Raw genomic sequence first — 20,139 nt, forward strand, 5'->3', positions numbered from 1 at the left:
CTGGCGATTTCGCTCCGCGAAGTCAAGGAATTGCTGACCCCGACGCAAGCGGTCGCGGCCTTTTGCCGAAAAGGACGCCATCTTTCAGAATGGTGTGAGCCATCAAAACAAGGGGTTAGCAGACGCCAGCTTCAGCTTGCATGGTCGGTCGAAGGCGTTGCGAGCCGCGGAAAAAGCCGGCGCCAGCGCCCCTTCGCGGCGAGGCGGAAGCGGTCCATGTAGAGATAAAGAACCGGCGTCGTGTACAGCGTCAGCATCTGGCTGACGATAAGGCCGCCGACGATCGCGACGCCGAGCGGCCGACGCAATTCGGCGCCTTCGCCGGCGCTGAGCGCCAGCGGCGCGGCGCCGAGAATCGCCGCGAAAGTGGTCATCATGATCGGCCGGAACCGCAGCATCGAGGCCTCGAAGATCGACTCCCTTGGGCTGAGGCCCCGGGAGCGCTCGGCCGCGAGGGCGAAGTCGATCATCATGATGGCGTTCTTTTTGACGATGCCGATCAGGAGAATCACGCCGATCATGGCGATGACGCTGAATTCGAGATGGAAGGCCAGCAGCGCCAGCACCGCTCCGACGCCGGCCGAGGGCAGGGTCGACAGAATCGTGATCGGATGAATGAAGCTCTCATACAGAATGCCGAGCACGATATAGACCGCCGCGAGCGCCGCCAGAAACAATACGCCCTGGTTGCCGAGCGAGGCCTGGAAGGCTTGCGCCGCGCCCTGCGGGACGCCGCGGATCGAGGCCGGCATGCCGATTTGCGCCGACGCCTTGTTGATTTCCGTGATCCCCTGTCCGAGCGAGAAGCCCGGCCGCAAATTGAAGGAGAGCGTGCTGGCGACGAAGAGCCCCTGATGATTGATATTGAGGGAGGTCTTGCCCGGTTCGAAATGTGCGAGCGCCGCCAGCGGAATCATTTTTTCCTTCGACGTGCTGACGGCGGCGCCGGCGGAGGCGCTCGACTTGCCGGTTGAAGCGATCGCATTTGTCGCGGCGTTGCGCGCTGAATCGTCGGCCGCCTGCGCGGAGGCCGACGCGCTCGAGTTCGCGGCGCTGGTCACCGTCCCAGAGGGCAGAGCGCTTTGCGCGGAGCCGCTGGGATTGCCGCCGGCGGGACTGACATAAATGTCTTTCAGGATCGACGGGTCCTGCCAATAGCGCGGCGCGACCTCCATCACGACATGATATTGGTTGACGGCGGAAAAGATCGTCGAAACCTGCCGCTGCCCGAACGCGTCGTAAAGCGTCTGCGAGATTTCGTTCATGGTGACGCCGAGCCGTGCGGCCGCGTCGCGATCGATGACGATCTGCGAGGCGAGGCCGCCCTGTTGCTGATCCGCGTTGATGTCGGCGATTACGCGGCTGTTGCGCAAGGCCTCGACCAGCTTTGGCGCGAAGCGGTAGATCTCATTCGCGTCGTCGCCCTGCAGCGTATATTGATATTGCGCATTGGCGAGGCGTCCGCCCATGCGCAGATCCTGCACGGCTTGCAGGTAGAGCGTGACGCCCGGCACCCTCGCGAGCGGGCCGCGCAGCCGCGCGATCACCTCATCGGCCGAGACGTCGCGTTGGGCGCGCGGCTTCAGATTGATGAAGCACCGCCCGGAATTGGTTTCGCTGCCGCCGGTGAATCCGACGATGCTCGAGACGGCCGGGTCGCGCTGAACGATATCTTGCAGCTGGCGCAGCTTCTCCCGCATGGCCTGGAAGGAGATGCTCTGATCCGCCACGATCGAGCCCATGATGCGGCCGGTGTCGACCTGCGGGAAGAAGCCCTTGGGGATGATCGTGAACAGCGAGATATTGAGGCAGATGGTGGCGAACAGCGCCAGCATGACGAAGCCGCTGTGGCGCAGCGCCCAGCCAAGCGTGCGGCCGTAGCCGCGCTGGAGCGCTGCAAAGGGATCGAAGCGGCGCGAGGCCCTCGCCATCACAGGCCGCGCCTTCAACACCAGCGCGCACATCATTGGCGTCAGCGTCAGCGACAGCACGAGCGAGATGATGATGGCGAAGGTCAGCGTCAGCGCGAATTCGCGGAACAAACGTCCGATGATGCCGCCCATGAACAGGATCGGAATGAACACGGCGATCAGCGAGACGCTGATCGAGATGACGGTGAAGCCGACCTCGCGCGCGCCGGCGAGCGCAGCCTCAAGCGGCCGGGCGCCCTCCTCGATATGGCGCGCGATATTCTCCAGAACGACGATGGCGTCGTCGACGACGAAGCCGGTCGCGATGGTCAGCGCCATCAGCGAGAGAATATTGAGGCTGAAGCCCGCAAGATACATGGCCCCGAACGCGCCGATGATCGAGAGCGGCGTCACGACTGCGGGAACGGAGGCAGAGCGCCAGTCGCGCAGGAACAGGAAAACGATCAGCGTGACGAGGGCGATCGAGAACAGGAGTGTTTGCTCAGTGTCCTGCACCGAGGCGCGAATGGTGTTGCTTCTGTCGCCGGTGACAATCATGTCGATGTCGGCGGGCATTGCCGCACGCAGATGCGTCAGTTCCGCCTTGATCGTGTCGACCGTGCGGATGATGTTGGCGCCGGGCTCCGGCGAGATGACGACGAGGACGCCGGTTTTTCCGTTGATGAGCCCCTCATTACGCAGATCCTCGACGGAATCGAGGACCTCGGCGACATCGGAAAGACGCACCGGCGCGCCGTCGCGGTAGGCGATCACGAGATTGCGGTAGTCCGCGGCGACATTGGCCTGATCGTTGGTATAGATCTGAAAATGACGGTCGTCGCCCTCGATCGAGCCCTTCGGGCTGTTGGCGTTGGCGCCGGCCAGCGCAGCGCGCACGTCCTCGAGGCCTATGCCATATTTCGACAGCGCATGCGGATTGATCTCGACGCGGACGGCGGGCAGCGCCGAGCCGGCGAGACTCGCCTGGCCGACGCCCTCGATCTGTGACAGGCGCGGCTGCAAAATGTTGGTGGCGATGTCATAGATCTGGCCGGCGGTCTTCGTCTTCGAGGTCAGCCCAAGCAGCAGGATCGGCGCGTCGGCGGGGTTGATCTTGCGGTAGGTCGGATTGCTGCGCAGGCTTGTCGGCAGATCGGCGCGCGCCGCGTTGATCGCGCCCTGGACGTCGCGCGCGGCGCCGTTGATATCGCGATCGATGTCGAATTGCAGCGTGATCGTGGCCTGGCCGATGGTGCTGCGCGAGGTCATCTCGGTGACCGCGGCGATCTGGCCGAGCGAGCGCTCGAGCGGGCTGGCGACGCTCGATGCGACCGTTTCCGGGCTCGCGCCCGGCAGCGTGGCGGACACTGCGATGGTCGGAAAATCGACTTGCGGCAAAGGTGCGACGGGCAGGTTCAGAAAGCCGAGCGCGCCGGCAAGGCCGATCCCCGCGGCGATCAAAATCGTCGCGACCGGACGCCGAATGAAGGGCGCCGAGATATTCACCTCAGACGGCCTCCTCGATGATCGCGCCGGGCGCGGCGCGGCCGCTGAGGCGACGCGCGAGGCGATCGAAATAAAGATAGATGACCGGCGTCGTGAACAGGGTCAGCGCCTGGCTGACGATGAGGCCGCCGACGATGGAAACGCCAAGCGGCTGGCGCAGCTCCGAGCCGACGCCCTGTCCCAGCATCAGCGGCAAGGCGCCGAGAAGGGCCGCCATGGTGGTCATCAGGATCGGCCGGAAACGCAACAGACAGGCCTCGAAGATGGCGTCTTCCGGCGCAAGCCCCTGATGGCGTTCGGCGTCCAGCGCGAAATCGATCATCATGATCGCGTTCTTCTTGACGATGCCGATGAGCAAAATGACGCCGATGACGGCGACGACGTCGAGCTCAAAGCCGAAGGCGATCAAGGCGAGCAGCGCGCCGACGCCGGCCGAGGGCAGCGTCGAGAGAATTGTCACAGGATGGATGAAGCTCTCATAGAGCACGCCAAGGACGATATACATGGTGACGACGGCGGCGATGATGAGGAACAGCTCGTTGGAGGTCGAGGTGGTGAAGGCGCCGGCGGCGCCTTGCATCGACACGGTGAAGCTGTGCGGCAGGCCGATCTCGGTCTGCGCCGCCTCGATCGCCTCGACGGCCGCGCCGATCGAATAGCCGGGCGCGGTGTTGAACGAGATCGAAGCCGCCGAAAACTGGTTGAGATGGGTGATCAGCAGCGGCTTCTCGGTCTGCTCGACATGAGCGATCGCCGACAGCGGCACCTGTCCTTGGGTCGAGGAGGCGGAAGACGGCAGGTAGAGCGAATCGAGGTGCGAGAGGTCGCGCTGCAGCTTCGGATCGACCTCGAGAATAACGCGATACTGGTTCGATTGCGTGAAGATGGTCGAAACGATGCGCTGGCCGTAGGCGTCGTAGAGAGCGTTGTCGACGCTGGCGAGAGTGATGCCAAAGCGCGCCGCCGTCGCGCGGTCGACGACGAGGTCCACAGCCTGGCCGCGCGCCTGCGCATTGCTGGCGACGTCGGTCAGCGCCGGCGATTGATGCAGACGGTCGATCAGGCGCGGGAGCCATTCCGCGAGATCGGCCGGATTGGCGTTTTGCAGAATGAAGCTGTATTGCGCCCGGCCGATGGTCGAATCCACGGTGAGATCCTGGACCGGCTGGAGAAATAGCTGCGCGCCGGGAATTTTCGCGACCTCCGTCTGCAGCCGGCGGATCACGTCGCGGGCGCCGACGCGCTCGTCGCGCGGCTTCAGATTGATGAGAAACCGGCCGCTGTTCAGCGTCGGATTGTCGCCGTCGACGCCGATGAAGGAACTGACGCTGGCGACGGCCTCATCCTTTGAAATCGTCTCGGCCATCCGCATTTGCAGCGTGGCCATGGCGTCGAAGGATATTCCCTGCGTCGCCTCCGAGACGCCCTGGATCATGCCCGTGTCTTGCGCCGGGAAAAATCCCTTCGGAATGACGATATAGAGAAAGATGGTGAGGCCGAGGGTGGCGATGGCGACGAATAGCGTCAGCGGCTGGTGGCGCAGGACGATCCGGAGCATCCGGCCGTAAAAGGCGATGACGCTGTTAAAGGCGCGCTCGGCCCAAAGATCGAGGCGGCTGCGCTGGCTTTCGGGGCGATGGCGGATCAGCCGGGCGCACATCATCGGCACGAGGGTCAGCGAGACGACCGCCGAAATGATGATCGTGACCGCGAGCGTGATGGCGAATTCGTGGAACAGCCGGCCGATCACATCGCCCATGAACAACAGCGGGATGAGCACCGCGAGCAGCGAAACCGTCAATGAAATGATGGTGAAGCCGATCTGGTGCGAGCCCTTCAGCGCCGCCTCGAGCGGTTCGTCGCCGTCCTCGACATAGCGGCTGATGTTCTCGATCATCACGATGGCGTCGTCGACGACGAAGCCGGTCGAGATGGTGAGCGCCATCAACGACAGATTGTCGAGGCTGAAGCCGAGCAGATACATGGCGACCAGCGTGCCGACGAGCGACAGCGGCACAGAGAGGCTCGGTATGATAGTCGCCGGCACATTGCGCAGGAAAACGAAAATCACAGCCACGACCAGCGCCACCGAAATGCCGAGCTCGACCTGAACATCCGCTACCGAGGCGCGGATCGTGGTGGTTCGGTCGCTGAGAATCGTGATGTCGACCGCAGCGGGCAGAGTCGAGCGCAAGTTCGGCAGCAGCTTCTGCACGCTGTCGGCGACGGCGATGACATTCGCGCCGGGTTGACGGCGAATATTGATGATGATCGCCGGCTCGCCATTGGCCCAGGCCCTGAGCTTGGTGTTTTCGGGGCCGTCGATGATCGTGGCGACGTCGCTCAGCCGCACCGGCGCATTGTTGCGGTAGGCGATGACGATGTTGCGATAATCCTTGATCGAGGTCAGCTGATCATTGGCCGTGATTGTCGAGGATTGATGCGGGCCGTCGAAGCCGCCTTTTGGCGCGTTCACATTGGCGTTGGAGATCGTCGAGCGCAGATCGTCGATGTTGAGGCCGTAGGCGGCCAGCGCCTGCGGGTTGAACTGGATGCGGATCGCCGGGCGCTGGCCGCCGCTGATCGTGACCTGGCCAACGCCCGGCTGCTGGGCGATTTTTTGGGCGATCCGGGTTTCGCCGATATCCTGAAGATCCGTCAGCGACAGGGTTTTCGAGGTCACCGAGAGCGTCAGGATCGGCGCGTCGGCCGGATTAACCTTGGAATAGATCGGCGGCGCGGGCAGATCCGCCGGCAAAAGGCTGTTGGCGGCGTTGATTGCCGCCTGCACCTGCTGCTCGGCGACGTCGAGAGTCAGATTGAGGCTGAACTGCAGCGTGACGACGGACGCCCCGGCGGAGCTCGACGAGGTCATCTGGTTCAGTCCCGGCATCTGCCCGAGCTGGCGCTCGAGCGGCGCCGTCACCGCCGAGGTCATGACTTCCGGGCTCGCGCCGGGCAGGAAAGTGCGCACCTCGATCGTCGGATAATCGACTTCCGGCAGCGCGGCGAGCGGCAGGAACCGATAGGCGACCGCGCCGGCGATGAGGATCGCCGCCATCAGCAGCGATGTCGCGACCGGCCGCAGGATAAATAATCGCGACGGATTCATCAGCTGGACCGTGCGATGACGTCAAAACTTGTCCGCGCGCCGGCCGTCATTGCGCCCCCGGCTGCTGCCCGTGACGCCTGGATCCGTGTCCCGATTTGCCATCGGGCGTTGCGCCCGCCTGATCTTTCGCCGGGGGGTCGGTGGCGACGCCGTCAATGGCCGCAATGGAGACTTCAGCCCCGTCGCGCAGCCTATCGGTTCCATCGACGACGACGCGGTCGCCCGGCGCCAGCCCGGCGGTTATGGCGACGCGGCCGCCTTCCTGCGGGCCGAGCGTCACCTTGCGCATGACGACCTTGTCGTCCGCTCCGACGAGGTAGACATAGGTTCCCGGCGCGCCGCGCTGGATCGCCGTCACCGGAGCCGTTACGGCGCCGCGCAAGGTGTCGATCAGAAGCTGCGCGTTGACGAATTGGTTCGGAAACAGCTTGTCATCGAGATTGTCGAATTCGGCGCGGATCTTGATGGTGCCCGTCGTGGCGTCGATCTGATTGTCGACATTCGAAAGCTTGCCGGTTGCAAGCTTGTTCACATAGGCGCGGTCGAAGATAGACACCGGCAGTTCGGCGCCCGTGTTCATCCGGTCCAGGATGGCCTGAAGCTCATCCTCCGGCACGGTGAAGATCACGGAGATCGGGTGCAGCTGGGTGATGACCGCGATGCCGGTATCGCTGGTCTGCACGTAATTGCCGGGATCGACAAGGCGCAGGCCGACGCGGCCGTCGAGTGGCGACACGATGCGAGCATAGGTGAGATTGAGCGTCTGCGCGTCGATCTGGGCCTGATCGGCCTTCAGCGCCCCCTCATATTGCTTGACGAGATAGATCTGGTCCTCGGCGGTTTGGCGGGCGATCGAATCCTGCTTCAGCAACGTCTGGAAGCGCTGCATATTGTTGCGCGCCTGATCGAGCAGGCCCTGGTCGCGGTCGCGTTGCCCTTCAAATTGTTCTTTGGCGACCTGATAGGGCCGCGGATCGATCTGGGCCAGAAAATCGCCTTTCTTGACCATCTGGCCTTCTTTGAAGCCGACGTCGATCAACTGTCCGTTGATCTGCGTCTTGACCGTCACATTAGCGAGCGGCGTCACCGTCCCAAGCCCGCTGACGAGAATGTTGATGTCGCCCTTTGCGACGGTTGCGACGCCGACCGGCTGCGCCTGGGCCGCCTGCGGCGCCGGCCCTGTGGCGCTCGAATGGTCCATCTTGATGAAGCGATAGGTTCCGAAGGCGATCAGCGCGGCGAGCACGATGAGGATCGCCCGCCGCAGCGTCGACTTGGCCGGCGCGGTCGCGCCGACCGGCTGCAGCGGCGCAGGAGTCGATTTCGGCGCCTTCGCCTCCTCGCGAAGATAGACCGGATCGAGGGGGTCTGTGCCCGGCGGCCGGGTGCGGTCATCCATGAAATTGGTCCAAAGCGGAGCTTCGCCTTATGAGAATCGCCAGATCCGATTATCGCGGCAGGCAAATGAACAGGCCATGTCCGCGAAGTGAGATCTTCTCCGGCGTTCGCCGGGGCAGCGGCTTACTCCGCGGCGACGCGCAAATCTTGCGCGTCAATGAAACATAATGATGGCCGAACTCTAATCAATTCTTTGTAGTGATTAACGTTCTTTTGATTTGCCAGCTTCGGCCTCGCCGTAGCCGCTGTCTATAAGCGCGGCAGCAGGGGGTTGGAGTCTTCGATCTCCGCAATGGCCGGAAGATCCTTGACGTTCCAGCCGCCGCCAAGCGCCTCGATCAACTGGACGGTGGCGATGTATCGATTTTGCCGGATGGTTAGCGCCGAAGTCTGGTTGGTCAGCAATTGCGCCTGCGCCACGACGACGGCCGTGAAGGCGACCGTGCCGGCGGAATATTGGTTGAGCAGGACGTCGACTTCTTCCTGCGCCGCCCTGACGGCGTCGTCCTGGACCTTGGCTTGCTGCGCCAACAGGCGCAGGGCGACGAGCTGGTCCTCGACGCCCTGAAACGCTGAAAGCACCGTCTGCCTGTAATTGGCGACGCTTTGATCATAGGTTGCGCGTGCGGCGTCCACCGTGGCGCTGCGCAATCCGCCGTCGAACACCGTCTGCGCCGCAGCCACGCCGACGCTCCACGCCTCATTGGCGAGGGAGACGGCGAGGGGCCCGCGGCCGGCGAAGCCGAAGGCGCCAGAGAGGCTGATGTTCGGATAATAGGCGGCGACGGCGACGCCGATCAGCGCGTTTTGCGCCTGCATGGAACGCTCGGCCGCGGCGATATCGGGCCGGCGTTCGAGCAGGACCGAAGGCAGGCTCACGGGAACCGTGGGCGGCGTCGTCTTGAACGGAGCGACCGCGATGTTGAGTTCGGCCGGCGGAACGCCGATCAGCACCGCGATTGCATGCTCATATTGGGCGCGGGCGATGCCGGCGTTGATCGCCTGCGCCTGCGTGTTGAAGAGCTGCGCCTGCGCCGTCGCGACATCCGCCTTGGAGACGGTTCCCGCTGTATATTGGCGCTGAGTGATCTCCAGCGTGCGCTGAAATTCCTTCGCCGTGCGCTCCAGCAAATCTTTTAGCGCATCGGCGGCGCGCAGATTGAAATAGGCGGTCGCGAGCAGCGATTGCGACGCCAGCGTCGTATTGGCGAGGTCCGCGGCCGAAAGCTGCGCGCCCGCGGCGTTGCTTTCGATCGAGCGCCGCACCAGACCCCATATATCCGGCGTCCAGCTGGCGTTGGTCGCAAGGTCCGAGGTAAATAAAGTGGAGGAGCTGCCCGTGTTAAATCCGCTCGTCTTGCTTCCGCTATGCGTTCCCGTTCCGGAATAATTGAGGGAGACAGTCGGGAACAGTCCTGCCTGCGCTTCGCGCACGAGCGATTTGGCGGTGCGATAGGCCGCCTCGGCGCCGATGACTGTCTGGTTGGAGATCGACACCTGGCTGATAAGCGAATCGAGCGTTTTATCCCGGAACGGCGCCCACCATTGGCCGCGGTCGGCGCCGTCGAGAGGAGTCGCCGTCTTCCAGCCTTTCAGCTCCTTGTAGCGGATAGGCGTTGGAGCCGAAGGCTTCATATAATCCGGGCCGACGGCGCAGCCGCAAAGGCCGGCGGCCAGCGCGACGATTGAAGCCAGGGCTGGAAACGAGGCGCGGAAGGTCAATCAGCCTCGCTTATTCGTCGTAGAAGACAAAAGACTCGTTCCCAAAGGCCTGTCGATCTCGAGCGCAATTGGCGCGAGCGACAGGCCGGCGCAAAGGCCATGGCCGCAGTTCCGTGGTCGTTAACAACATAGCGTGGCGCGAGCAAGGCTGGCCAAGCCATGAAGGCCACGAGCGCGCCGCCTCCGCGCTTGCGAGCCGAAGCGCGGGCCCCAAAAATATCAATAAGATGTGATGCTAAATCAATCCCGGCCTGAAACAAGACGCAGCGCGGAGACGAAGTAGGATCGAAGCCGTAAAGGAGTTTGCGCAAAGTGTCGTCCCTGCTGATCCCCCTGACCGACCGCGCCGGCCGGTTCGCCCCTTTAAAATGCGCCGCGCTTGCGGCCGTTTTGGCGCCGGCGCTGTGGATCGGGATTTCCGCATTCGAGGGGCGGCTTGGCTCCCGCCCGGTCATGGAAGCGATCCACCAGACGGGCTTATGGGCGGTGCGGCTGCTCGCCCTGACGCTTGCGGTGACGCCATTGCGGCTCGCCACGCGCTGGCCGAAGCTTGTGTCGATCCGGCGGATACTTGGGGTGTCCGTGCTCGCCTATGCGGTCTTGCATGTCGGACTGTTCGCCTATGACCAACATTTCGCCGCGCTGCATATCGCCTCCGAAATCGTCAAGAGGCTGTATCTCGCGATCGGCTTTGTCGCGCTCATGCTGCTTTGTCTGCTCAGCGGGACCTCGACGGACAGAATGATCGCGCGACTAGGGTCGCGGCGCTGGACTCGCTTGCATCGCGCCGTCTATGCGATCGCGGCGCTGGCGAGCGTGCATTTTTTCATGCAATCTAAGCTGGACGTCACCCAGCCGACCATCATGGCGGGAATTTTTGCGCTTCTCCTGGGTTATCGCGTTTTGGCGGCGAGTGCGGGCGGGGACCTCTCCGCTGCCGGAGTCGCCGCGTTGGCCTTGGGCGCAGCGACGGCGACCGCTTTGGGGGAGGCGCTCTGGTTCGCCGTTTCGGCGGGCGCTCCGTTGGCGCTAGTGCTCGCCGCGAACCTTGATTTTTCCTATATGGCGCGGCCGGCCTGGTATGTGCTCGCGGCGGGCCTCGTTCTCTTCGCCGCACGGCTGTCGAGACCGGCCTTTGCGCGACGGGCGCCGAGGGTCAGACGACGCGCGCTTGGCGACGCCAAGGCGCCGGGGTAAACGGCTCGGGGCTGAATGGTTCGGGTCTGAAGGGGGCGGGCTGATTTGGCTCCGGGTTGAGAGGCGGCGTCAAGACGACGTCTGGTGGACCAGCCGAAGCGACCAGAGCGACATCGGGTTTTCTGGGCAGGCTTCCATGCTTGGCGAGGTAACGCGCGGTTTTCTCCGCTGCGGCGGGATCCTCGAAGCGCTGGCCCTCCATCGCATTGAACATTTGCGAAGCAGCAAAAAAATTGAAAGAGCAGTCGCGCCCGTCCCGCGCAACGATTCCGGCGGTTCGGCCGCCAATCTGGATTACATAGGCGTCGGGCATTTCGGAGGGCCTTTCAGCTTCGCTCAAGGCAATAATACACTAAAATTATAGACTAATGTCAACGCACTAAAGGTGGCGACGCAAATTGCATTCCAACCTCTCCGCCCGGCCGCTTTGAAAAGTGACACATGAATGTTGCGCGAGGCTGATTGTTCCGAGCCTAAATAGATAGAGAAAATTTGTATTGCTTCAGGTCAATCGCTGTTGGCGCGCGACGAGGACGCTGTCACACAAGAATGCTACACGCGTGCGTCATCACGCGACGCGTTGTTTCGCACAGCAGGCTCTCCCCTAGAGAAAGATCGCCGTCAGTCGAACAGGCTCGAGACGCTTTCTTCCTTGGCGATTCGCGTGATGGCTTCGCCGATGAGCGGGGCGACGGAGACGATGCGGATGTTCTTCGAGACGCGGATCGCCTCGGTCGAGAGGATGGTGTCGGTCAGCACCAGTTCCTTGAGGCTCGAGGCCGAGATGCGCGCGGCGGCGCCGCCGGAGAGCACGCCATGGGTGATATAGGCGTAGACCGCAATCGCGCCCTCGGCGCGCAGCGCGTCGGCGGCGTTGCACAGCGTGCCGCCGGAATCGACGATGTCGTCGATCAGGATGCAGACCTTGCCGGCGACGTCGCCGATGATGTTCATCACTTCGGATTCGCCGGCGCGCTCGCGCCGCTTGTCGACGATGGCGAGCGGCGCGTCGATGCGCTTGGCGAGCGCCCTTGCGCGCACGACGCCGCCGACGTCGGGCGAGACGACCATCAGATTGCCCTTCGGCAGCCGCGCCTCGATGTCGCGCACCAGCACCGGGGCGGCGAACAGATTGTCGGTCGGGATGTCGAAGAAGCCCTGGATCTGGCCGGCGTGCAGATCGACGGTGAGGACGCGGTCGGCGCCGGCTCGTGTGATCAGATTGGCGACGAGCTTGGCCGAGATCGGCGTGCGCGGGCCGGCCTTGCGGTCCTGCCGCGCGTAGCCGAAATAGGGGATCACCGCGGTGATGCGGCGGGCCGAGGCGCGGCGCAGCGCGTCGGTCATGATCAGCGCCTCCATCAGATGATCATTGGTCGGATAGGAGGTCGACTGAACGATGAAGGCGTCCTGGCCGCGGACGTTTTCCTGGATCTCGACGAAGATCTCCATGTCGGCGAAGCGGCGCACCTGACATTTGGTCAGCGGCACGCCGAGATAGGCCGCGATCGCCTCGGCCAGAGGACGATTGGAGTTGCCCGCCAGAATTTTCATGAGCGCAAAGATCCCGCTAGATCACGATGACTTTGGATCTTTGATCCAAAATCATGAACGTGATCGACTCCAAGAGGTCAGAGCCTGACGCCGGGCCGATAAGTCGCGCCGTCTTTCGCATGATGCTCTTGCCGCCAAAGCGCTCTCATAACCACCGCGCACGCCGCGCCGCAATGGCGAAGCCCGCGATGGATGCGGGCTCAGGAGGATTTGCGGTCGCGCCTATCTGACCCGGTTCCAGGTCTCGGACCCGCAGACGCCGCCATTTGCGCCGCAGCCTTTGATTTCCAGCGTGCGTTCGCTGCTGAGGGTTACCGTGGCGTTATAAAGCAGGCCGTCTTCCGCATTATAGGTGGTGCCGGTCCAGACATTATTGCCGGACGGCCGCAGATTGATCAAAACCTCGATTCCAAGAACCGAGCGGTTGCGTTTGGCTGGATCTGGATTGCGCTCGTCCTTGCCGGGCGCTCCCTTCGTCGAGGCGACGAAGCCGCAGAGACCGGCGCCGCATTTCTTGATGCGCACGGTTGCGCCGCCATCCGCGACTCGCCAATCGCCGATGGGATCAGCGCTGGCGGCGCCGGCAAAAAGGGTGACGAGGGCAAAGGCCGTCAGGACAACGCGCTTCATATTTCCTCCAACTCATTCTGGCTGCTCGCGCGGCCGGACTATAGCCGGGCGCGCGGCGCTGTCGAGATTGAACTCGACCTGCGCGATCTCTTCGCGCAGGAACGCGGAGGCATAAGGCATGGCGCGGCGGAGCGTAACTAAAATCGGCCTAATGTCGGCGCAGACGAGGCTAGCGGCTCAAAGAGCGCGATCAGAACGGAGGCGTCGGAGTTCCTCGCGCGCCGCAAGCAGAGCATTACGAAAAACGCTTCGACGCCCGAATTCGGTCGGACGTCGTTTGGCGGCAGACCAGCGGCGAATCGCCTACGGGTGCGAAGCCCACAGGCTACGGCGGCGGGCGAGGGAAAGAGCGGGAAGGAAGCTCGCCAGCAATGACACGACATAGCCCGATTGCACAGCCGCGAGAATTACGAGGCCGTTGAAGCAGGACCGCCAGAAGGAGTGCGCAAAGATGCCCGGATCGGTCAACGCCAGAGCAATCATCAGACCGCTCGCGGGAATCAGCACATAGACTCTGAAGAAGCGCCCGAGAACCATGCCTAATAATGCACCAACTAATAGCAAGTTTATCATTCGATGCCTCCCGATATTTTTTTAGTCTTTTTATCTTGTCGTTGTCTTGATTTCCCGCAATTTGCTCCAAACGAAGTAAAATCGAAAGCCTCATTTTGCGGCAAACTCAACGCCAGCAGACTAGCCGCAGCTCCAATCTTCGATCCGATGCGGCGCACAATCACGTTCTCGACGCCGCAAGAACGGCCGCGGCGCCTCCTAGAGCCGAGGCCAGCAGGAAACGGGGTCTCACACGGTGTAAAGACGACCTCGACTCCTGACTTCGCCCTCCTGGAGCTCCCGTCAAAATAGAACTGTCGCCGTCTTTCCCGCAAGCCGAATTTGACCGGCCTATTTTGAAATGCAGGGGAATACTTCCGCAGAGTTCGGGCGTTTACTTGTTGCACCGCAATATTGCCGGTTCGAGTCTGTCTGATACCCTCGACGGCAGCGCCGCTCTTGTTCGTGACTCAGCACGGGCGCACGCCGGGCTCCAACGCGCTAGTTGACTGCGGCGAGCCAAAAAAGCGGCTTCGACCTGCTTATGCGCCAAAGCCATAAGTTATTGATAAAAAGTTAATATGGCGTAATAAGGCATATATTTCGTCGGCTGCCGCAGGAGCTGACTCGGCTCTGGCCTGTGCAGCGCGGCAGAACTGCGGCAACGCTAAACTTCAGACCGGAGCCGCCCCGGCCCACCCTGATCTGGCCGGAACCGCGCTGCTGCGGCGCAAAAATGCCGAATGCCGTCCGCCACCGAAGTATCGTTACTCTGGTAAGCTTTGCGTCTTGCGCACAGGCTTTTCCGACCGATGTGGCAAATTTATCTCATAAATAGCGCCGGTTCAGGCGGCGCACGGACGCTGGCGCGGCCATGAAACGGCGATTGTAGATGAGATTGGAAATGATCTTCGTCGCGACCAAAGCGGCGGCGAACAGGAAAAGGTTGCGCATGGCGATCCTATCGAAAGTCGCTGCGGCTTACCCGCAACGCTTGCACAACGTTGCCCCGCGCGCAGAGGTTCCCACTAGGGATCGCAGCCGGCCGTTCATGCCCCGCCAAAAAAAAATCCGCCGAGGCAAGCCTCGACGGAGTCGCAATACGAGCTTGCGGTGAAAGCTGCCGCTCAGAGCCCTTCGAACAGGGCCGTTGACAGATATCGCTCGGCAAAGGACGGGATGATGATCACGATCGTCTTGCCTTCGCTCTCCGGCCGCAAGGCGATCTCGACGGCGGCGGCGACCGCCGCTCCGGAGGAAATGCCGACGGGAATGCCTTCGAGCCGGGCCAGCAGGCGGGCGGTGTCGAACGCCGTCTGATTGCCGACAGTGACGACCTCGTCGATCACCGAACGGTCGAGAATCGACGGCACGAAGCCGGCGCCGATGCCCTGAATCTTGTGCGGGCCAGCCTGCCCCCCCGACAGCACGGGCGAATCCTCAGGCTCGACGGCGACGATTTTCAGGCCGGGACGGCGCGGCTTCAGCACCGTGCCGACGCCGGTGATCGTGCCGCCGGTGCCGACGCCCGCGACAAAGATGTCGATTTCGCCCTTGGTGTCGTTCCAGATTTCCTCGGCGGTGGTCTTCTTGTGGATCTCCACATTTGCCGGATTGTCGAATTGTTTCGGGATCCACGAGTTCGGCGTCGAATCCACCAGCTCTTGAGCCTTGGCGATCGCTCCCTTCATGCCCTGCGCGGCGGGGGTCAGCACTAGTTCGGCGCCGAGCAACGCCAGCATCTTGCGGCGCTCGATCGACATCGATTCCGGCATGACGAGGATGAGCTTATATCCGCGCGCCGCGGCGACGAAGGCGAGCGCGATGCCGGTGTTGCCGGACGTCGGCTCGATCAGCGTCGTTTTACCGGGCGTGATCTTGCCCTCGGCCTCGAGGGTCGAAATCATATGTTCGCCGATACGGTCCTTGACGCTCGCCAGCGGATTGAAAAATTCGAGCTTGGCGAGCAAATGGGCCTTCAGGCCTTTTTCCTTTTCGATCTTCGATAGGCGCACCAGCGGCGTATCGCCGATCGTCTCGGTGATCGAATCGTAAATGCGTCCGCGTCCCGGGACGTGTTCAGTTACGGCGGCTTCGGCCGGGCGGACAGCGCTCTGCGCCATGTCAGTGCTCCATTGTTATAAGGTTCAATCTGCGCGTCTTGTGACGAGGGTCAAGCAGCGCTTGGCGGCGAAATCAGTGTTCTTATTTATGTTAGCGACTCGTCTCGCGCCTGCCGCGCATCGAGAAAATCTGGCGCCGGAGGGGCCGGCGGCTTCAGACCGGCTCCGCCTGCTTCTTTGACCATCTCAAACACACTTTCAGCGTCGACGCGCGCCGCCGCGCCGGCCGGAAGGGCTGGGCGCGAGCGCGCGGATGCGGCACTCTATAAAGTCTAGTAAAACTGTCAACATTAACGGCGCCGCAAATCTAGGCGGCGCGCGACAGTCCCGTCGCCGCCGCCAGCGCCTGATCGAGGTCGGCGATGATGTCGTCGATATGCTCGACGCCGACGGAGAGGCGCACGTAGCCCGGCGTCACGCCGGTCGAGAGCTGATCCTCGCCCGAGAGCTGAGAATGCGTCGTCGTCGCCGGGTGGATCGCCAGGCTGCGCGAGTCGCCGATATTGGCGACGTGGTAGAACAGCTCAAGCGAATCGATAAATTTGCGGCCTTCCTCGGCGCTCGACAATTCGAAGCCGACGAGGCCGCCATAGCCGCCCTTCAAATAGCGGTCGGCCCGCTCCCGCGTCGCGCCGCTCTGGAGCGAGGGGTAAATGACGGTCTTGACCCCAGCGTGGCGGGAGAGATAGCGGGCGACCGCCTCGGCGTTGCTGACGTGCCGCTCGATCCGCAGCGGCAGGCTCTCGATGCCTTGCAGCAGCAAAAACGCGTTGAAGGGAGAGAGCGCCGCGCCGATGTCGCGGAGCAGGGTGGTGCGGACCTTGATGATATAGGCGACGGGGCCGATCGGCTTCACCGCCTCGGTCCAGACGGCGCCATGATAGCTCGGGTCCGGCGTGTTCAGCGCGGGCTGGCGCTCCTTGTGGCCTTCCCAATCGAAATTGCCGCCGTCGACGATCAGGCCGCCGATCGAATTGCCGTGGCCGCCGAGATATTTGGTGGCCGAATAAACGACGATGGCGGCGCCATGGTCGAGCGGCCGGCAAAGGATCGGCGCCGCGGTATTGTCGACGATGAGCGGAATGCCGAGCGCGCGGCCGATCGCAGCGATTTCGGCGATCGGCAGGACGGTCAATTTCGGGTTGGGCAGCGTCTCCGCATAATAGGCGCGGGTGCGCGCGTCAGTGGCGCGCCGAAACGCCTCCGGGTCGTCCGGATCGACGAACCGCACCTCAATGCCTTGATCTTTCAAGGTGTTGGCGAAGAGATTCCAGGTGCCGCCATAAAGATCCGTGGCGCTGACGATATTGTCGCCGGCGCGGGCGAGGTTCTGCACGGCGAAGGCGGACGCCGCTTGCCCGGAGGCCAGCGCCAGCGCAGCGACGCCGCCCTCGATCGCCGCCACGCGCTGCTCCAGCACGTCGAGCGTCGGGTTGCCGATACGGGTGTAGATATTGCCGAGCTCTCTAAGCGCGAAAAGGTCGGCCGCATGCTGCGTATCGCGGAATTGATAGGACGTGGTCTGGTAGATCGGCACGGCGACGGCGCCGGTCGCGGGGTCCGCGCGCCAGCCGGCGTGCAGGGCGAGGGTCTCCGGCTTGTTGGTCGGACGGGGCATGCGGCGTCTCCTTGTCTTTCCGGCCGGCGCGGCGGCCGATCTCTTCTTGGTGGAGATTATACAGGCAAAGGGATCAGAGGTGAGGGCGCCCGCGCAGAGCGGCGTTCTCGGGGCCGGAAGCCTGTCTCGCGGCGGCCGTCGCCTCTGTATGGCGGCCGGGCTTGTCGCCCGGCGGCGTTACGGGCGCCCGTTCGCGAATTTGCACGCGGGAAGAGACGGTGACGGAGGCGGGAAAATTCTGAAGCAGCATGCGATCGTCGATCAAGGCCATGAATTCGGGTCCGGAAGTTGTTTTTTGCAGAGCGGATGGCTTTGCCGCGCGGAGAAACGCGCTCTGCGCGCCTCCCCGCATCTGCTGCGAATGATCGGGCCCCCGGACATCGCTCGCCATCGGCCTTGGCCAATGCCCGGAGAATAGTTGATAAAAATTGTGAAGTAAAGCTTTGGGGCGTTTCAGGGCGCAGCAGATTGCAATTCCACGGGCTGTCTAAGCTCCTTTGATGAAGGAATTGTTGTGACGAGGCAATTACCGCTGTTGGCCTAGAACGGCGCGAGTGGGATTGTCGCAATGGCGGTGGCCGCCCGGCGGTGCGCCCGGACCAGGCGGGATATGACGGGCCGGCGGTTGGGATCGGCGAGATCGTCCTATGCGCGGAGCCGGCGATGGATTGGAGCGGGACGGTGATGCGCGTTGCGCGCGATGATCGCCGCGCCCTCATACACCAGCGTCCCGTCTCTGCGGGAGCTGGCAGCGCGGGAAGACTGGATCGCTCCATTCGATGCGGAAGGCGGCGCCGCGGAAAACGGCGAGGATACGTCCCGGCCCGAGAGCCGGTCGCGTCGGTTGAGAAGGATTTGAGGTATTTCCGCTCTTTATCGGCGGTTAAGTTTAAGTCGCTATTGGGGGCGTCGCCCCCAACCAGCGGCCGCGAAAGCTATTCGCAGTTTGTTGTCTTGCGGCTGACGCTGTCGCCCGTCTCGTCGTCCGTGCGCGTCTCCTTCCGAGTCTCGCAGCCGTGCTCGGCCGAACTTCTCCCGACTTCAACCCCGACAACGCCGGGCACGCCGACAATCACTCCGGGCTCAGACGGGGCTTCGCGCGTCCGGGTCGTCGTCGTGACTTCATCCGCCCTGACGGTGGCAGAAACTCCGAACACGGCGGCGCCGGCCATAAACAGCGCAAAATAACCCTTTGAAATCAATTTCATGAGGACCCTCCAATGATTCGCTCCTGCTTGAACCGGGCAGGGCAACCGAGTTCTGCTAACCCCCGAGCGGTCCCCCGGTTCCGGCATTAGTGTCGGCGGTCCTCTTTCAGCAAAGCTGACCGCGTCGCCGCGTCGCCGCGTCGGTCAAGGTCAAGCGAATGGCGATTTTGCGGATTGTGGTTCCTTCAAGCATCAATCAGCTGCGAGGATGCGCGGCAGAGAGGGTGTTACGCCGATTGGCAAAGAAGGGGGGCGCATCTCGCGGTCCGTAAGCGAACGCTTCCTCGCCCTTCGAGACCCGGACTTCGTCCACTCTCAGGGTGAGGAAGCTGGTGCTGTTTGAGCGGGAATCTTTGTCGAGCCAAACAACACCCTCATGCTGAGGAGGCAGAAATGGCGTCTCGAAGCATGGGGTGAGCGCACGGGCGCGTCAGGCGCAAGGCATACCATTCAGCCAGCTGAAGCCGGCGTTGTCCAGTTGAGCTGGGGAAAAGCGATAGACATCAGGGCGCCCGTGCGACGTCATATAGTCGACGGTCAGCGATTTCTTGAGCTCGGCGGCAATGGCTTTTTTGAAGATCTCAATAGATTCCATGTGCTTAGCGTCGGAATGAATGTCGCGATGAATGGTAATGACGTTTCCTCAAAAAAGGAACGGCAAGACGCTAGGCCTAAAAGGTAAAGGCGGCGATCAATCCTCGGTTAACAGGCGTGACCTGGAGGCTCATAGATCGCCACGGTCGCCGTCCTGGAAACGATCAAAAACGTTATTGCAGGTCTGGCACATAAATTTGGAGCCTACCGGAAACACTGTTTTGTTACCACACGTCGTGCAGGCCTCGTTGATAAAACGCAGTGTAGATGGAACCGGCGTCAATGAGTTACGAAACGCCTTCGCGATACTACGTATCTTTTCGGTTGCGAGATCACGATCGCGCAAAGCGATCATTTCCTCCCAATAGATGTTAGCGGACTCTAAACTCACACCGAATTCGATTGAAATAGCATCGGCAGATGTTAATGTTTCCGCAATCGCATCATTAATCAGGAAGGCTGGTGCGAAAACCTTTACTTGATGTTCCGCAGACTCAAATGGTTTCAACCACTTTGGTGTGATGTTGCCAATGGTACGTCTCGGCATTTCCACACTTTTGTGCATCACAGCGTGGCCCAGTTCATGGGCTAGAGTGTTACGTGCGCGGCCCACGCCTAGAAAAGCAGCGTCACGAACAGACTGCTTGACGGCTATGGTCACGAAGTCTTTGCCGTGACTTGTCATACCGTCAGCAGTGCCCATTTCATCATCGGGGCGGATATGAAAGTTAAGCTTTTTTTTGCCGTGGACTGTCAAGATTGATTTCGACGTCAGACATGTTAGCACGTCAATATAACGTTCCCCGTGGACACCAAAAAAATCACGAGTTTTCTTTGCGATTTGATGAATTTCAAAGTTAGATCGGCCTTTGACTCGATAATCGTCCATTCTGGGTATACCTCATGACAACACCGCATTCTGTTCCCCGCAACCGTAGTCGTTTTTCCAGAACCACTTGCGCAGTCTGTATAGGATTATTTTTAGATAAGAGTATTCGACGTAACTGTCTCGATC

General features: G+C 62.1%; 16 protein-coding genes. 2 read left to right on the forward strand and 14 right to left on the reverse strand.

The features are described 5' to 3' along the window. Positions 1-131: 131 nt before the first annotated feature. From MSIL_RS00875 to MSIL_RS00890, 4 genes are all read right to left on the reverse strand, one after another. Entirely contained in the window at positions 132-3,416 is a 3,285-nt protein-coding gene (locus MSIL_RS00875) for an efflux RND transporter permease subunit (RefSeq protein WP_012589219.1), read from the reverse strand. 1 nt (position 3,417) lies between these two features. Continuing rightward, complete coding sequence (locus MSIL_RS00880; RefSeq protein WP_012589220.1) at positions 3,418-6,528, reverse strand: multidrug efflux RND transporter permease subunit; 3,111 nt, start codon at positions 6,526-6,528, stop codon at positions 3,418-3,420. A gap of 46 nt (positions 6,529-6,574) precedes the next feature. Then, positions 6,575-7,927, reverse strand: coding sequence for an efflux RND transporter periplasmic adaptor subunit (locus MSIL_RS00885; protein ID WP_012589221.1), 1,353 nt, complete (start codon positions 7,925-7,927; stop codon positions 6,575-6,577). 248 nt (positions 7,928-8,175) lie between these two features. After that, positions 8,176-9,648, reverse strand: a complete 1,473-nt coding sequence (locus tag MSIL_RS00890) for an efflux transporter outer membrane subunit (protein ID WP_012589222.1) — start codon at positions 9,646-9,648, stop codon at positions 8,176-8,178. 312 nt (positions 9,649-9,960) lie between these two features. Here MSIL_RS00890 and MSIL_RS00895 point away from each other — a divergent pair, with 312 nt between their 5' ends. Both MSIL_RS00895 and MSIL_RS21550 read left to right on the forward strand, forming a co-directional pair. Beyond that, entirely contained in the window at positions 9,961-10,845 is an 885-nt protein-coding gene (locus tag MSIL_RS00895) for a protein-methionine-sulfoxide reductase heme-binding subunit MsrQ (RefSeq protein ID WP_012589223.1), read from the forward strand. 136 nt (positions 10,846-10,981) lie between these two features. Beyond that, positions 10,982-11,209, forward strand: coding sequence for a hypothetical protein (locus MSIL_RS21550; RefSeq protein WP_041367425.1), 228 nt, complete (start codon positions 10,982-10,984; stop codon positions 11,207-11,209). A 257-nt stretch (positions 11,210-11,466) separates the two neighbouring features. On the opposite strand, the gene MSIL_RS00905 is transcribed toward MSIL_RS21550, so the two are convergent. From MSIL_RS00905 to MSIL_RS19940, 10 genes are all read right to left on the reverse strand, one after another. Beyond that, positions 11,467-12,399 carry a ribose-phosphate pyrophosphokinase gene (locus tag MSIL_RS00905; protein ID WP_012589225.1) on the reverse strand — a complete coding sequence of 311 codons (933 nt, stop codon included), beginning with the start codon at positions 12,397-12,399 and terminating at the stop codon, positions 11,467-11,469. Between the two features lie 222 nt (positions 12,400-12,621). Next, entirely contained in the window at positions 12,622-13,029 is a 408-nt protein-coding gene (locus MSIL_RS00910) for a DUF2147 domain-containing protein (RefSeq protein ID WP_012589226.1), read from the reverse strand. A 303-nt stretch (positions 13,030-13,332) separates the two neighbouring features. Continuing rightward, positions 13,333-13,602: a hypothetical protein gene (locus MSIL_RS00915; protein ID WP_012589227.1), complete on the reverse strand. Its 270-nt coding sequence runs from the start codon at positions 13,600-13,602 to the stop codon at positions 13,333-13,335. Positions 13,603-14,409: 807 nt separating this feature from the next. Next, the gene (locus MSIL_RS22130; RefSeq protein ID WP_012589228.1) at positions 14,410-14,535 is read right to left on the reverse strand and encodes a hypothetical protein; all 126 of its coding nucleotides are present in this window, start codon (positions 14,533-14,535) and stop codon (positions 14,410-14,412) included. A gap of 173 nt (positions 14,536-14,708) precedes the next feature. Then, positions 14,709-15,704 (reverse strand): cysteine synthase A, encoded by a 996-nt coding sequence (cysK, locus tag MSIL_RS00920; RefSeq protein ID WP_012589229.1) that lies wholly within the window; start codon positions 15,702-15,704, stop codon positions 14,709-14,711. A 307-nt stretch (positions 15,705-16,011) separates the two neighbouring features. Next, positions 16,012-17,322 (reverse strand): O-acetylhomoserine aminocarboxypropyltransferase/cysteine synthase family protein, encoded by a 1,311-nt coding sequence (locus MSIL_RS00925; RefSeq protein ID WP_012589230.1) that lies wholly within the window; start codon positions 17,320-17,322, stop codon positions 16,012-16,014. Between the two features lie 73 nt (positions 17,323-17,395). Next, complete coding sequence (locus MSIL_RS00930; protein ID WP_148212986.1) at positions 17,396-17,593, reverse strand: hypothetical protein; 198 nt, start codon at positions 17,591-17,593, stop codon at positions 17,396-17,398. Positions 17,594-18,257: 664 nt separating this feature from the next. Next, positions 18,258-18,530, reverse strand: a complete 273-nt coding sequence (locus tag MSIL_RS00935; RefSeq protein WP_012589232.1) for a hypothetical protein — start codon at positions 18,528-18,530, stop codon at positions 18,258-18,260. A gap of 430 nt (positions 18,531-18,960) precedes the next feature. Beyond that, positions 18,961-19,125, reverse strand: a complete 165-nt coding sequence (locus tag MSIL_RS21555; RefSeq protein ID WP_012589233.1) for a hypothetical protein — start codon at positions 19,123-19,125, stop codon at positions 18,961-18,963. 129 nt (positions 19,126-19,254) lie between these two features. Next, entirely contained in the window at positions 19,255-20,013 is a 759-nt protein-coding gene (locus MSIL_RS19940; protein ID WP_012589234.1) for an ImmA/IrrE family metallo-endopeptidase, read from the reverse strand. Positions 20,014-20,139: the final 126 nt, after the last annotated feature.

It is taken from the genome of Methylocella silvestris BL2 (assembly GCF_000021745.1).
In the GTDB taxonomy this organism is placed as follows: domain Bacteria; phylum Pseudomonadota; class Alphaproteobacteria; order Rhizobiales; family Beijerinckiaceae; genus Methylocapsa; species Methylocapsa silvestris.

Coding starts and splice junctions, on each gene's coding strand:
- MSIL_RS00880 (WP_012589220.1), bottom strand. CDS start 6,528: ATGAATCCGTCGCGATTATTTATCCTGCGGCCGGTCGCGACATCGCTG.
- MSIL_RS00885 (WP_012589221.1), bottom strand. CDS start 7,927: ATGGATGACCGCACCCGGCCGCCGGGCACAGACCCCCTCGATCCGGTC.
- MSIL_RS21550 (WP_041367425.1), top strand. CDS start 10,982: ATGCTTGGCGAGGTAACGCGCGGTTTTCTCCGCTGCGGCGGGATCCTC.
- MSIL_RS00905 (WP_012589225.1), bottom strand. CDS start 12,399: ATGAAAATTCTGGCGGGCAACTCCAATCGTCCTCTGGCCGAGGCGATC.
- MSIL_RS00910 (WP_012589226.1), bottom strand. CDS start 13,029: ATGAAGCGCGTTGTCCTGACGGCCTTTGCCCTCGTCACCCTTTTTGCC.
- MSIL_RS00915 (WP_012589227.1), bottom strand. CDS start 13,602: ATGATAAACTTGCTATTAGTTGGTGCATTATTAGGCATGGTTCTCGGG.
- MSIL_RS22130 (WP_012589228.1), bottom strand. CDS start 14,535: ATGCGCAACCTTTTCCTGTTCGCCGCCGCTTTGGTCGCGACGAAGATC.
- cysK (WP_012589229.1), bottom strand. CDS start 15,704: ATGGCGCAGAGCGCTGTCCGCCCGGCCGAAGCCGCCGTAACTGAACAC.
- MSIL_RS00925 (WP_012589230.1), bottom strand. CDS start 17,322: ATGCCCCGTCCGACCAACAAGCCGGAGACCCTCGCCCTGCACGCCGGC.
- MSIL_RS00930 (WP_148212986.1), bottom strand. CDS start 17,593: ATGGCCTTGATCGACGATCGCATGCTGCTTCAGAATTTTCCCGCCTCC.
- MSIL_RS00935 (WP_012589232.1), bottom strand. CDS start 18,530: ATGAAATTGATTTCAAAGGGTTATTTTGCGCTGTTTATGGCCGGCGCC.
- MSIL_RS21555 (WP_012589233.1), bottom strand. CDS start 19,125: ATGGAATCTATTGAGATCTTCAAAAAAGCCATTGCCGCCGAGCTCAAG.
- MSIL_RS19940 (WP_012589234.1), bottom strand. CDS start 20,013: ATGGACGATTATCGAGTCAAAGGCCGATCTAACTTTGAAATTCATCAA.